This window comes from Achromobacter insolitus, from assembly GCF_002209555.1.
In the GTDB taxonomy this organism is placed as follows: Bacteria; Pseudomonadota; Gammaproteobacteria; order Burkholderiales; family Burkholderiaceae_B; genus Achromobacter; species Achromobacter insolitus.
Genome location: NZ_NJIF01000001.1, coordinates 920848 through 934623, shown reverse-complemented (window position 1 = coordinate 934623; position 13776 = coordinate 920848). Strand labels below are relative to the sequence as shown.

The window sequence follows — 13776 nt, the reverse complement described above, 5'->3', positions numbered from 1 at the left end:
GGCGATTCGTCTGCCGGCCGAAACCCGGCAGGCACCGCCGTCCCGCGAACTGAAGGAGACAAAGCCATGAAAGATGAAATTCGCCCCAATGATGCGCGCCGCCGCGTCGTTAAGGCGCTGGGCTGTGGCCTGGCGCTATCGCCGTTCCTGGCCATGCCGGCGCGAGCCGACTGGCCTGCCGACAAGGTCATAAGGATGATCGTGCCATTTTCCGCGGGCGGCGCCACCGATCTGCTGGGCCGGGCGCTCGCGGCCGAACTGGGCAAGGGCCTGAAGCAGAGCGTGATCGTCGAGAACCGCGCAGGCGCCGGCGGCAGCGTAGGCGCGCAGGCGGTCGCCAGCTCGCCGGCCGACGGCTATACGCTGCTGCTCGCGTCGGGCAGCATGTTTACGGTGAACCAGTTCATCTATAGCAAGCTGCCGTACTCACTGGCGGATTTCAGTCCCATCGGCAAGGTGGCGAACGGACCCATGGTCGTCACGGTCAATGCCAATCTTCCTGTCAAGAACACACGGGAACTGATCGAGTACGCCCGGGCGCGGCCAGGAAAATTGAGCTTTTCGTCGGCGGGAGTGGGCAGCTAGACGCATATGGCGGGCGAGGCCTTTAGCGATGCGGCCGGGATCGAGCTCATGCACGTCCCATACAAGGGAGAAGGCCCCGCCTACACGGACTTGATGGCGGGCGTCATTGAAGTCGCCGTGGGCAACATCAACGCCATCGTCCCTTTGCTCAAGGGCGGGCGCCTGCGGGCGCTTTCGGTCACGGGCAAGGAACGCTCGGCACTGCTGCCCGATGTGCCGACGACGGCGGCAGACGGCGTGCCGGGTTTCGAATTCACCGGGTGGTTCGCGCTGCTGGCGCCTGCCGGCACGCCGCAGGCCGCCGTCGACCGGCTGCTGGCCGATGCCAGGACGGCTGTGGAACAACCGAACATGCAGCGCTATCTGGCTGACCAGGGCATGTCCCAGGCCATTGTGCCTTCCGCCCAGCTCAAAGAGGAAATCGCGCGGGAATCGGCCAAGTGGAAGGCGCTGGTGGAAAAGAAGAAGATCACCGCGAGCTGAGCTCGCCGTCTTCGTCCGCCGCGATTTTCAGGCCAGCCCCTGTTCTTGTCATCTTGCCTGCATGATGCCGCCCGACTCCCTCGCCATCGCCGCTCCCGTCATCTTTGTTGCCTATGTCGTCTTCGGGATGACGGGATTCGGCGCGGCCATGGTGGCCGTGCCGGTCCTGGTGCAATTCATCCCCTTGCAGTTCGCCGTTCCGCTGGTGGTGCTGTTCGACCTGGCCTGCACGGCCCTGGTGGGAGGCAGCAACTGGCGGCGCGTCTCCCGCGAAGAGCTCATGCGGCTGTTTCCCTGGTTATTGCTCGGGATAGGCATGGGCGTCACGTTGCTGCACAACGCCGGGGCCCGGTGGCCCCTGATACTGCTGGGCAGCTTTGTGCTGGCGGTGTGCATCAAGGGCCTGTGGGGCGCGTCGGGGAAGAGGGCGGCTCCGATGCATACGCGTTGGGCGTTGCCGTTTGGCATCTTTGGCGGCATCTTCAGCGCGCTGTTCGGCACCGGGGGGCCGATCTACACCATCTATCTGTCGCGCCGGCTCGATGCGCTGGACCAATTCCGCGCGACGATTTCGGTGGTGATCCTGCTGAGCGGCGTCATTCGCGCGGCGGCCTTTGGTGCCGCCGGGCTTTATGCGCAACCGGAAATCCTGCTTGCCGCCTCAGTGCTGCTTCCCGTGGCCCTGATCGGGCTGTATGCGGGCTCCCGCCTCAGGACCCGGGTGTCCCCGGCCCTGCTGAAGCGATCCATCTTTGTGCTGCTCGCGATAGCGGGCGCCGGCGCCATCTATCGCGGATGGATCTCTCCTGCGTGAAGGCGTCGCTTACTTTGCCGTAGGCATGGCGAACTCGGCCCCTTTGTCGATGCTCTCGGGCCAGCGTTGCATGATCGACTTCTGCCGGGTGTAGAAGCGCACGCCTTCCTCGCCGTAGGCGTGCATGTCGCCGAACAGGCTGCGCTTCCAGCCGCCGAAGCCGTGCCAGGCCATGGGCACCGGGATAGGCACGTTGATGCCAACCATGCCCACCTCGATGCGCCGGCCGAATTCGCGCGCCACGTTGCCATCCCGCGTGAAGCAGGCGACGCCGTTGCCGAATTCATGGGCGTTGATGAGGTCCACCGCCTCTTTCAGGTCTTTCACGCGCACGCAGCCCAGCACCGGGCCGAAGATCTCTTCCTTGTAGATGCGCATGTCGGGCGTGACGTGATCGAACAGCGTGCCGCCCATCCAGAAACCGTCGCCACAGCGCTCGCCCGCCAGTGAACCCCGGAAGCCGCGGCCATCCACCAGCAATTGCGCGCCTTCCTCCACGCCCAGGGCGATGTAGCCGCTGATGCGCTCGTGCGCGGCGCGGGTCACGATAGGGCCCATTTCTGCCGCAGGGTTCTCGCCGTCCAGCACCTTCAGCGTCTTGGTGCGCTCGATCAGCTTGGGGAGCAGCCTGTCGGCGACGTCGCCCACCAGCACTGCCACGCTGATCGCCATGCAGCGCTCGCCGGCCGAACCATAGCCCGCGCCGATCAGCGCATCGACCGCCTGGTCTATGTCCGCATCCGGCATGACCACCATGTGGTTCTTGGCGCCGCCCAGGGCCTGCACGCGCTTGCCGTGGCGCGCGCCGGTTTCGTAGATGTAGTTGGCGATAGGCGTCGAACCCACGAAGCTCACCGCTTTCACATCAGGGTGTTCGAGCAGCGCATCCACCGCTACCTTGTCCCCTTGCACGACGTTGAATACTCCATCGGGCAGGCCGGCCTCCTGGAGCAGTTCGGCGATGCGCAGCGACGCGCTGGGGTCCGTAGGGCTGGGCTTGAGCACGAAGGTGTTGCCCGTCGCGATCGCCACGGGGAACATCCACATCGGGACCATCACGGGAAAATTGAACGGGGTGATGCCGGCCACCACGCCCAGCGGCTGGCGCAGCGTCCAGTTGTCGATCCCGGTGGAAACCTGTTCGGTGTGGGCGCCCTTCAGGAGCTGGGGGACGCCGCAGGCGAACTCGACGATATCGATGCCGCGGGTGACTTCGCCTTGCGCATCGCTGAAAACCTTGCCATGCTCGGCGGTGATCAGGTGGGCCAGTTCGTCGCGGTGCTTGTTCATCAGTTCAAGGAACCTGAACAACACGCGCGCGCGCCGGATGGGAGGCGTATCCGCCCATTTCGGAAATGCCGCCCGGGCGCTGGCCACGGCGCGGTTCACCTCGTCTGGCGTGGCCAGGGCCACCTGCTTGGCAACGGCGCCCGTCGCCGGATTGAAGACGGGCTGGCGGCTGCCCGCCCCATCGACGAGGCTGCCGCCGATGAAGTGTCCGGCATCGCGGGATTGGGCGCTGGCATTGCTTGCGGTCATGGTGGGCTCCTGGCTCAGGCATGGTGTTCGGAAGAAGGCAATGTCGCGCATTGCCGGCCGGCCGTCGAGACCGGAGGACTGGAATCAGTGTTTGCGGTTTCGAACAATGGAGCGGGACATGACGAAAACGAGGCGCCTGGAAGATCTGTGGTCGCATATCCATTGCCTGGGGGTGCTGGCCGATACCGGCAGTTTTACGGCGGCGGCCCGCCGCCTGCAGATCAGCAAGGCCTCGGTGAGCCAGCGGATCGTCGAACTGGAGCAGGCGGCCGGAGTCCCCCTCGTACGCCGCACCACGCGCAGCGTCGGCTTGACCGAGGCCGGGCAGACCCTGGTGGATCAGACCGCGGCGGCCTATTCGCGCATCGAGGAGGGCTTCTCGGCCGTGCGGAATCTGTCCGAGGGACCGCGCGGCGTGCTTTCCGTGACCGCACCCGTGGCCCTGGGGCGTCAGGTCATTGCGCCGCTGATACCTGGGTTCCTGAAACGCTTTCCCGATGTCCGGATCCAGCTGGAGCTCAGCGACCATCTGGCATCGTTGGCCACCGAAGGCTTTGACCTGGCGATCCGGCATGTGGCCGGCGTGCCCGATACCCATGTCGCCTCGGTCATCTGCGAGACGCGTTCCGTCCTGGCTGCGACTCCGGAATACCTTGCGAAGCACGGCACGCCGAAGACTCCCCTCGATCTGGCGGGCCACAATTGCCTGCACTACCTGCGGCGCAGCGGCAGCGCCACCTGGTCGTTCGAATCGCTCGAAGGGGACAAGCGCGTGGCGGTGCCGGTGCGGGGCAGCTTCACGGCGAACAACAGCGAAGTGCTGCGGGAGGTGGCGGCCGGATCGCTGGGGATTGCGCTGCTGCCGGATTTCAGCGCGAACCCGGCCCTGCGCAGCGGTGAACTGGTTGAAGTCCTGCGTGGCTGGCGGGTGGTGGGCGACTACGCGGAACGGCTGTACGCCGTCAGGCCCTACACGCCGCGCGTGCCCCTGACCGTTTCTTCGTTCGTGGGCTACCTGCGCGAGGAGATTCCAGCCTCCGAGGCGCTCGGCGGACGGTCCGAGGCAACGGAGGGGCCCGCTAGTTGACCTGCAGCCCGGCCTTGGCCACGAGATCGGCATAGATCGCGGCGCCCTGGCTGACGTATTTTTCCGTTTCGGCGGGCGACAGCACGTGGGGGATGCCGCCAAAGTTGGCGTTTCCCGCGACCCACTTTGGATCCTGCGCAATCTGCTTGAGCGCGGAGGCCCATCTGGCCACGGCTTCAGGGTTCATGTTGGGCGGCCCGAACAGGCCGCTCCAGCCTATGACCGCTTCGAGTTGAGGCAGCCCGAGTTCGCGGGCGGTCGGTATGTCAGGGAATTGCGCCAGGCGCTCCGGCGTGGTCGTCAACAACGGTCGCAGCTTGCCGCTGGCGAGCAGGCCTGTCATCGAGCTCAGGTTGTTGCAGGCAAAATCGGCATCCTTGCTAAGAACCGCCAACGCGACCTCGTTGCCACCCTTGTAGGGAACATTGACCACGGCCTCTGGCTTCAGCCCCAGGCTGCTGAGCAGCAATTGGGGCGCAAGATTCTGCACCGTCGCCGGCCCGGAGTGGCTGTAATTGAGCTTGCCGGGGCGCGCCTTCAACGCCTGCGCGAGATCGCCGATCGTCTTATAGGGGCTGTCAGGATGCACGACGCACACGACAGGGTTGAGTTCCAGCAGTCCGATGTACGTGAAGTCTTTCGAGGTATAGGGCGTGGTCTTGGGCTGTAGCGCCGGCAGCAGGACCTGGGACCCTATCCGGCCCACCAGCAGCGTGTAGCCGTCGGGCGCGGCGTTTTTCACGGCGGCGGATCCGATCGCGCCGTTCGCGCCCGCCTTGTTGACGACGACCACGGGCTGGCCGAGTGCGCCTTGCGCGGCCGCGGCCAGATTGCGGGCCGCCATGTCGGCATCGCCGCCCGCGCTGAACGGAACGATGAGCTGCACTGGCTTGGAGGGATAGGCTTGGGCGCAAGCGAGCCCGGGCAGCGCGCCAAGCAGAAGAAACGCGGCGCGAGCGGACGCGCCCGGCCGCAGGCCGGTAGGTCTGATCATGGGAAGTCTCCTGTCGTGCTAAGGGACGAAACCGGACGGCAGCTGTGCTCGATGCCTCGAGGTCAATGACCGGTCGTGGACTGCGTTGATGCGCTGAAAACCGGGGCGGGTTCGCCCGCCAGGGAAACGTTGATGCAGGCGGGCAGCCCGCTGTTCATCGCCATGCCCAGGGCCGTGGCGAGGCTGTCGTTGTCATGCGCGGCAAAGCCCGCCCCGCCAAGCGCCGAGGCGACCTCGTGGTAGCGCGCGGTCGGCGCGAGCTCGCAGCCGATCAATCGTTGCGGACCGTACGTGCGCATCTGGATAAGGTGTTCCGCGTTCCAGCGCAGGTCATTGCCGATCACGGCGATGACGGGGGCCTGTTCGCGTACCGCCGTGTCCAGCTCCATCAAGTGAAAGCCCGCCGTGCCGTCGCCCATGAGCACTGCCACCGTCGCATCGGGCCGCGCAATCTTGGCGGCGATCGCATAGCAGATGCCCGCGCCGATCGCGCCGGACATGCCGTTGATAATGCGCACGGGCGCCTGGCAATACGCCTGGGCCCACTGGCCGAACTCGCCGCCATCGCAGACAAGGATAGGGTTCGGAACCGAGGCAAGAAATTCCTGGACCGTTGCGCAGAGCGCGCGCGGTCCCAATGCGCTGCTGGCGGGCGAAGCGACGCCCTGGGCGCTACGGTTGTTCACCGCCTCATCCACCCGCGCACGCCAGGCGGCGCGCTCTGCAGAAGCTGGCGTCGCCTGCACGGCGGCGAGCAAGGCATAGGGCTCGCCCTGTATGGTCAGGGCCAGGCGATCTCCCAGCAGGCGGCTGGCGCGCGCCAGCATGGCGGGGTCCGCGTCGATCACCACGACACGGGCATGCTTACCCAGCGCGGCGGGTCCGCCGAATCCCAGCGTGAAGTCCAGGCACTTGCCCGCCAGCACGATGAGGTCTGCCTGCGGCATGAGCTCTGCCAAGGAGCCCAGGGAAGGGTCCTTCAGGCCGCGAGGACTTTCCATGGGAATGATGCGCGCGCCAAGCGCCGCTTCCAGCTTCTCGCGGGTGGCGCGCATGTGCGGCCGCGCGCCAGTCGGCCCGGCCAGCACCAGGGGGCGTTGGGTCGAATTCACGAGGGCGGCAAGGTCTTCCAGGCCGGCGGTGTCCGTCGCGGCGGCTTCGCACTTCATGGTGGCGGCAGGAAGTTCTTCCAAGCCGGTCTCGGCCGTCATCAGATCGAAGGGCAGGGCCAGATGGACCGGCCCGCGGCGAGGGGCAAGTGCCTGCGTCACCGCGCTGTCCAGCGCAGGGTAAAGCTCCTGCACGGTCAGCGGACGCAGCGAAACCTTGGTCAAGGAGCGGGTGATGGCAACCTGGTCCAGTTCCTGGAAGGCGCCGGTACCGTCTTCGCGGACCGAGGAGTCGCCCGAGATCAGCAAGACGGGGCTTTCCGCCTGCGAAGCGGAATATAGCGGCGCCAGGCCATTAGTGAGGCCGGGCGCGGCGGTCAACATTGCGACGCCGAGTTCGCCGGTGATCTGGGCCCATGCGTCCGCCATGAAGACGGCCGCCGCCTCATGCCGCACATGGATAATGCGGATGCCTGAGTCGATACAGGCATCATAGAGCGGCATGATCTGATTGCCGGACAGGCTGAAGATGGTCTTGACGCCCAGGCGATGCAGCGTACGGATAATCAACTGAGATCCAAGCACCTGTGTCTCCGCTCGGGCTGCGCCTGGAAAATGCTGCGCGCCTGTTTTACCGGCTATGGGAGAGTTCAGTTTATCGGTGATCTGCAGCGTATTGGTTGATGATTTTTGAACCTAGGGCGCAGCCCGGCGTTGTCAGGCTCAGGCGTAATGCACGATGGGGGAATGGCCTGGCGGGCTACAAGTAGCTCATGACGAACGTAATCTCGGTATTTGCGGCGCCGGCTTTATACCTGGGTTCGTTGGTCAACCTGTAATAGTTGGCCATCAGCGGGATCTGGAAGCTGCCGCCCTGGCCGGTGTAGCCCGTGAAGGTGTGCGGCGTGTTCAAGGCGAGGGGCACGTCATTGCCATCGCGGATCTGCAGGCCGATCCCGACAGCCCCGGAGCCTTCGTTGAGCCTGACGAGCCCTTGGTTCGGGTCTATGACTTCGGTCACGGGCAGAAGTCTGTAGTTGATCTTATTGATCCTTGGCGGACAATTGTTCAGCTTCAAGATAAAAGAGACCGGCCTGGTCCGGGTGCCAGGCCCTTTGAAGTCAGACGACACATAGTCATCGCCCATGAAAACGTTGACGTCTGGGCTTTCACAGGAGCCAGCGATAAAGCCAACTTGGCGGCTGAGCTTCAAAGTGACGAGGTCTGCGGTCCAGGCGATTACGGTTCCTACATCGCCTGCTTGAATCAGGCCGCTGGGCTCGAATGCTGCGCTCTTGACGACTTCCAGGGTGATATTGCCGACCAACTTATATTGGCCGCGTTCGACCGCGAACGGCGGTGGCATGTAAGCCCCGGTCCGTATCATCATTCGAAACGATAGCCCTGGGGTGCCGGTAGGAAAATCGAATGTGCCTGCTGGAGGAGGGGATCCCCGCTTGGGGGAGACCTTCAGTCCATACAGGTTCGTACCGCCGAAGCAGTCGAAGGTGATTTCAGAAAGGACTTTCGTTTCGCGATACACCACCGTCCCATCAGGCACATCGCGAGGCACTGTGATATTTCCTGGGCCGGTGTAGGTCAAGGTCTGGGGAGCGCCGCGCACGTCACACGTCGCCCAGGCCCGACCCGAAACACCAAGCGCGATGACCGCCAGCCACCGTAAAGCATGCATCCGAACCCCCCCATTCCTGCCTGTTTGCTCATTGCAAACAGGCGCCTGACGTCGAGACCAGGCTCAATTGATTTATGTGAAATGTTAGGGGGCTACCGCGACGGCGACCCATCAGACAATCCCCAAATTCTTGCGGCGCGACGACGCCGTGGGAGTGCCGGGCAGAGGATAGCCCAGGCTCGTTGCGTACGCGAAGGTTCGGTGGAATGGGGATTTCGGTGGGTGTCACCGGAATGAAAAAAGGGCCCGCAGGCCCTTTCTCAAGGATTTTCAGCATGCCGGGAAGGCGGCTGAAAATCAGAATTTGGAGCGGGAGACGAGTCTCGAACTCGCGACCTCAACCTTGGCAAGGTTGCGCTCTACCAACTGAGCTACTCCCGCATGGGTTCTGCAGTAGAAACGGGCAGAACCAATTTTCTTATTCACTCTGATCAACTTGGTTATCGATCAGAAGGCGCGCATTCTACATGATTTTTTTGAGCTTGTCTTGGCCTGTGTTTTTTCAGCTTTGTTCACTGCATTTACTCACTTCAAGCAATTTCAGCCGCAGTTGTAGACGCAGTTGTAGAACAAGGCCCGAAACTCAGGGCAAGCACTCAATCAAGTAATATGAGCGAAGACAGAAACTATAGCAACCCGCAGCATCCATGTCAAATTTCTCCGTCGATACCGATCAGCCCCTTGCCTTGTCTCCAGTCAGCCAGGATCTCACTCGGCTGAACACCTTGGGCTTGGCGTCGCAGGCGGTCGCATTCGTGACGCTGGAAGACCCGGCGCAATTGCCGGCGCTGTCGCAACTGGCGAGCCAGGCGGCTTCCTTGCTGGTCTTGGGCGGGGGCAGCAATCTGGTGTTGCCGCGTCAGGTGGACGGGCTGGTCGCCCGGGTTGCCTTCAAAGGGGTGCGCCTGCTGGAAGCGCGGCCGGATGCCTGGCTGATCGAGGCGGCGGGCGGGGAGTCCTGGCATGGCTTCGTCGAGACTTGCGTGAACCAGGGCTGGGACGGATTGGAAAACCTGGCGCTGATTCCTGGCACGGTGGGTGCGGCGCCCGTGCAGAACATCGGCGCCTATGGGGTCGAGTTGCAGGAACGTTTCCATAGCCTGACCGCCTGGGATGTGCGGGCAGGCCGGCAAGTCGAAATGAGCGCGGCGGACTGCCGGTTTTCCTATCGCGACAGCGTCTTCAAGCACGACGAGCCTGGACGGTGGGTCATTACGAGCGTGCGTTTTGCCTTGCCCCGGCCATGGCGGCCGGTGCTGGGTTACCCGGACCTGCAGCGCCACGCCGGCCTGGCCGGTGATGCGCCAGCCGCGCGGGATATCTTCGATGCCGTTTGCGAGATCCGCCGGGCCAAGCTGCCCGATCCCGCGGTAACAGGCAATGCCGGCAGCTTTTTCAAGAATCCTATCGTGTCGGCCAAAGTGCGCGATGCGCTGCTCGGCCAGTTTCCCGGGCTGGTGTCTTATGCGCAGCCGGATGGCGGCTACAAACTGGCCGCGGGCTGGCTGATAGACCAGTGCGGCTGGAAGGGCCGTGCGCTGGGCGCGGCCGGCGTGCACGAGCGGCAGGCGCTGGTGCTGGTCAATCGCGGCGGAGCGACGGCCGCCGACATCATGGGCCTGGCCCATGCCATCCAGGCGGCGGTTTCCGAGCGTTACGGCGTGCGGCTCGAACCGGAACCCGTGGTCGTGTGAGTTGGTTGAGGCCCACGAATGAGAAAGGACCCCGCGGGGTCCTTTTTCATGGCCGGGCCGGCATCAAAGGCCCAGCACGGATTGCATGTCGTACAGGCCGTTGTGCTTGCCTTCCAGGAAGCGGGCAGCGCGCAGTGCGCCTTCCGCGTAGGTGGCGCGGCTGGCCGAGCGGTGAGTGATTTCGATGCGTTCGCCGGTGCCGCAGAAGGACACTGTGTGGTCGCCCACGATATCGCCGCCGCGCAGTACGGAGAAGCCGATGGTGCCCGGCTTGCGCACGCCGGTATCGCCGTGGCGGCTCCAGGTGGCGACATCGGGCAGGGCCACGTTCCAGGCCGACGCAATGGTTTCGCCCATTTTCAGCGCGGTCCCTGAGGGGGCGTCGACCTTGTTGCGGTGATGCGCTTCGAAGACTTCGACGTCGTAGCCGGAATTCAGGATGCGTGCGGCCATGTCGAGCAATTTGAGCGTGGCGTTGACGCCCACGCTCATGTTGGGGGCGAAGACGATGCCGATTTTCTGGGCGGCGACTTCGATCGCGGCGCGGCCGTTGTCGTCGAAACCGGTCGTGCCGATGACGGCGTTCACGCCATGCTTGACGCAAGCCTGCAGGTGTTCAAGCGTGCCCTCCGGGCGGGTGAAGTCGATCAGGCAGTCGGCCTGGGCCAGGGCATCGAGGTCATCGGTGATGGACACGCCCGTCTGTTTGCCCAACGGCGCGCCGGCGTCCTGGCCGAGCGCGGCCGAGCCCTGGCGATCCAGCGCCACGGCAAGTTGCAGGCCGGAAGCGTTCAGGACGGCTTCGATCAGCATCTGGCCCATACGGCCGCTGGCGCCGGCAATTGCGATACGCATAGAGAGTCCTTGGTGTTACTTGAGCGGTTCGGGGGCGTTGCCAGGCTGGCCAGGATACTGGTTGAGGGGGCTGACCGGAGCGGCGGCGTCACGCTTGCGCTGGGCTTCCTCTTCCTTCTGGCGGGCTTCGTCTTCGCTGAGGCGCTTTTCCGCTTTTTCGTCGGCGACGGCGTTCGGTGTGTTGATCTGGTAAGGCTGCAGGTCGGGCTGCTTGTCGCCTTCCCAGCGGACCAGGCGGTCGTTTTCGAACCAGACGGTGAACTTGCGCTCCTGGGCGTCGCCGTAGCCGGGCTTGAAATAGTAGGGGTAGTCCCAACGGTTGGCGTGCAGCACGCTGGTCAGCGTCGGGCTGCCGAGCGCGAAGCGCACTTGTTCGCGTGTCATGCCGGGCTGCAGCAGGGCGACCTGCTCCTGGGTGATCCAGTTTCCTTGCTGGACGCTGGCCTTGTAGGGGAAGCCCCACTTGTCCCCCGAGCATCCGGCCAGGGCGACGGCCAGGGCGGCCACCGCCAGACCGGTCTTCAGCGAGCGGGAGGGAATTCGTGCAATCATGGACACTACGCGCCCCTATTATTTGGAAGCAGACAAAACCGTTATCATAAAGGTTTCATAAGGATAGTTCCGCGTGGCGGCATGATTTCGGTGAGCCGGCTCGCGGTGCACCCATCCTGCCCATGCCAACGCGGACGGAGAGCGATTACACCATGAGCGACCAAAGCGAACTGAAGAACATGGGTTTGAAGGCGACGTTCCCCCGCCTGAAAATTCTTGATATTTTCCGGAAATCGGATCAACGGCACCTGAGCGCCGAAGACGTCTATCGCGCCCTGATCGGCGAAAACGTCGAAATCGGGCTGGCCACCGTCTACCGTGTCCTGACACAGTTCGAACAGGCCGGCATCCTTGCCCGCAGCCAGTTCGACAGCGGCAAGGCGGTGTTCGAGCTCAACGACGGCGATCACCACGATCACCTGATCTGCACGAATTGCGGCAAGGTGGTCGAGTTTTCCGACCCGGAAATCGAAAAGCGCCAACAAAAGATTGCCAAGGACAACGCCTTCGCGCTGGAAAGCCACGCCATGGTGCTGTACGGCATTTGCGGCAGCTGCATGAAGGGCCGTTGATCCTGGCCTGAACACCCGGCCCGCGGCTACGCTCGCAGCGGGCATGCGAGATCCAAAGCCCCTTCCAATGGAAGGGGCTTTTTTTATTGCCAGGGGATCGCAGCGGAACGGGGGGCTCCGCCAGTTGGCGGCAGGTCAGGTCTGGCCGAAACCTTCCAGCATTTCGCGGGCGTGTTCGCGGGTCGTTGCGGTGAGCTTGATGCCGCCCAGCATGCGCGCGATTTCCTCCACGCGAGCCTGCGCGTCCAGCTCTTCGATGCTGGAGCGGGTGGTGCCACGCGATTCGGCCTTGCTGACCAGGAACTGGTTGTTGGCGCAAGCCGCGACCTGGGGCAGGTGGGTGACGCACAGCACTTGATGGCGTTCACCGAGTTCGCGCAGCAGCTTGCCGACGGCCTCTGCGACCGCGCCGCCCACGCCGCTGTCGACTTCGTCGAAGATCAGGGTGGGCACGCGCGCGGCGCGGCTGGCGATGACCGACAGCGCCAGCGATATCCGCGACAGTTCGCCGCCAGAGGCTACCTTGGCCAGCGGGCGGGGTGTGGTGCCGGCGTGGCCGGCTACCAGGAACTCGACCTGCTCGTTGCCGTGGGCGGATGGCGCCGATTCGGCCAGCGTGGGCTCGAATTTGCCGCCCTGCATGGCCAGCGTCTGCATGGCTAGCGTGACCTGTTTGCCGAGGTCTTTGGCGACCTTGCGGCGCGCTGTTGTCAGCTTGGCGGCGGCGGCGTCGTATTGCGCCTGGGCGGCCTGCGCCTGGGCGCGCAGGGCATCGACGTCGCCCGCGGCCTGCAGCGCTGCAAGCTGCGTATGCAGCGAGTCGCGCAGTTCGCACAGCGCGTCGGGCTCCACGCGGAATTTGCGGGCGGTTTCGAACACCAGGCCCAGCCGCGCTTCAACGGCGACGAGCCGCTGGGGATCAAGGTCGACGCGGCTGACGTAGTTGTTCAGGTCGGAAACGGCTTCGGTGATTGCGATGCGCGCCGATTCCAGCTCGTCGTGCACGCCTTGCAGGCCGGGATCATGGCGCAGCATCTGCTGGAGGCGGTGGTTTGCCGAGGAGAGCCGGTGATGCGCAGAGTCGCCTTCGCCGTCGAGGGCTTCGAGGATCTGGTTGGCGCCGTCCAGCAGGGATTGCGCATGCGACAGGCGCGTGTGCTCGGACTGCAGTGCTTCCCATTCGTCTGGGCCGAGGTTCAGTTGGTCCAGTTCGTCGACCTGCCATTGCAGGCGGTCGCGTTCGTTGGCCAGGCTGGCGGCGTCTTTTTCGGCGGATTCCAGCTGGCGCGCCAGTGCGCGCCATTGTTTCCAGGCCTGGCCGACCGTGTTGCGCAGTTCGCCATGGCCGCCGTGGGCGTCCAGCAGGTCGCGCTGAGCATCCGAGCGCATCAGGCTCTGGTGCGCATGCTGGCCATGGATGTCGACCAGGCTGTCGCCCAGTTCGCGCAATTGCGCCACGGTGGCGGGCGTGCCGTTGATGTAGGCGCGGCTGCGTCCCTGCGCGTCGATGACGCGGCGCAGGGACAGCTCGGTGTCTACGTCGATCTCGCGTTCCTGCAGCCAGGCGATCAGCCCTTTGGGCGTGTCGAAAACGGCCGTGATGTCGGCGCGCGGCGCGCCCTCGCGCAGCATGCTGGCGTCGCCGCGTTCGCCCAGCGCCAGCGCCAGGGCGTCCACCAAAATGGATTTGCCTGCGCCTGTCTCGCCGGAAAAGACGGTGAAGCCGGGACCGAAATGGATCTCGGTCTGTTCGACGATGACGAAGTCGCGGATATGCAGGGTGCGCAGCATGTCGGGGC

General features: G+C 64.5%; 11 protein-coding genes, 1 tRNA gene and 1 pseudogene. 5 read left to right on the top strand and 8 right to left on the bottom strand.

All coding sequences use genetic code 11. The features are described from left to right. The first annotated feature begins 66 nt into the window (after positions 1-66). Positions 67-1068 (top strand): annotated as a pseudogene (locus tag CEY08_RS04210) (Bug family tripartite tricarboxylate transporter substrate binding protein). 61 nt (positions 1069-1129) lie between these two features. Continuing rightward, positions 1130-1882, top strand: coding sequence for a sulfite exporter TauE/SafE family protein (locus CEY08_RS04205; protein WP_331866633.1), 753 nt, complete (start codon positions 1130-1132; stop codon positions 1880-1882). A gap of 9 nt (positions 1883-1891) precedes the next feature. Here the strand turns inward: CEY08_RS04205 and CEY08_RS04200 are convergent, their stop codons facing one another. Continuing rightward, a complete protein-coding gene (locus CEY08_RS04200; protein WP_042796580.1) occupies positions 1892-3421 on the bottom strand; it encodes a CoA-acylating methylmalonate-semialdehyde dehydrogenase in 1530 nt (509 codons plus the stop codon). Between the two features lie 118 nt (positions 3422-3539). On the opposite strand from CEY08_RS04200, the gene CEY08_RS04195 reads away from it, so the two are divergent. Then, positions 3540-4508, top strand: a complete 969-nt coding sequence (locus CEY08_RS04195) for a LysR family transcriptional regulator (RefSeq protein WP_076816077.1) — start codon at positions 3540-3542, stop codon at positions 4506-4508. Here the strand turns inward: CEY08_RS04195 and CEY08_RS04190 are convergent. From CEY08_RS04190 to CEY08_RS04175, 4 genes are all read right to left on the bottom strand, one after another. Then, complete coding sequence (locus CEY08_RS04190; RefSeq protein ID WP_084738620.1) at positions 4501-5502, bottom strand: Bug family tripartite tricarboxylate transporter substrate binding protein; 1002 nt, start codon at positions 5500-5502, stop codon at positions 4501-4503. The genes CEY08_RS04195 and CEY08_RS04190 overlap by 8 nt on opposite strands. 62 nt (positions 5503-5564) lie before the next feature. Beyond that, positions 5565-7181: a thiamine pyrophosphate-binding protein gene (locus CEY08_RS04185; RefSeq protein ID WP_232033761.1), complete on the bottom strand. Its 1617-nt coding sequence runs from the start codon at positions 7179-7181 to the stop codon at positions 5565-5567. A 190-nt stretch (positions 7182-7371) separates the two neighbouring features. Continuing rightward, positions 7372-8184, bottom strand: a complete 813-nt coding sequence (locus tag CEY08_RS04180; RefSeq protein WP_244169050.1) for a fimbrial protein — start codon at positions 8182-8184, stop codon at positions 7372-7374. Between the two features lie 425 nt (positions 8185-8609). Further along, positions 8610-8685 (bottom strand) — tRNA-Gly (locus CEY08_RS04175). Between the two features lie 266 nt (positions 8686-8951). On the opposite strand from CEY08_RS04175, the gene murB reads away from it, so the two are divergent. After that, positions 8952-9998, top strand: coding sequence for a UDP-N-acetylmuramate dehydrogenase (gene murB, locus CEY08_RS04170; protein ID WP_076816070.1), 1047 nt, complete (start codon positions 8952-8954; stop codon positions 9996-9998). 63 nt (positions 9999-10061) lie between these two features. Here murB and dapB read toward each other — a convergent pair whose 3' ends face one another. Together dapB and CEY08_RS04160 are read right to left on the bottom strand one after the other, a co-directional pair. Further along, positions 10062-10853, bottom strand: a complete 792-nt coding sequence (gene dapB / locus CEY08_RS04165; RefSeq protein ID WP_042796586.1) for a 4-hydroxy-tetrahydrodipicolinate reductase — start codon at positions 10851-10853, stop codon at positions 10062-10064. A gap of 15 nt (positions 10854-10868) precedes the next feature. Next, positions 10869-11405 (bottom strand): outer membrane protein assembly factor BamE, encoded by a 537-nt coding sequence (locus CEY08_RS04160; RefSeq protein WP_076816068.1) that lies wholly within the window; start codon positions 11403-11405, stop codon positions 10869-10871. Between the two features lie 152 nt (positions 11406-11557). Here CEY08_RS04160 and fur point away from each other — a divergent pair, with 152 nt between their 5' ends. Continuing rightward, on the top strand, positions 11558-11977 hold the full coding sequence (fur, locus tag CEY08_RS04155) for a ferric iron uptake transcriptional regulator (protein ID WP_013391855.1): 420 nt from the start codon (positions 11558-11560) through the stop codon (positions 11975-11977). Positions 11978-12112: 135 nt separating this feature from the next. Here fur and recN read toward each other — a convergent pair whose 3' ends face one another. Continuing rightward, positions 12113-13768 (bottom strand): DNA repair protein RecN, encoded by a 1656-nt coding sequence (gene recN, locus CEY08_RS04150; RefSeq protein ID WP_076816066.1) that lies wholly within the window; start codon positions 13766-13768, stop codon positions 12113-12115. Positions 13769-13776 lie beyond the last annotated feature (8 nt).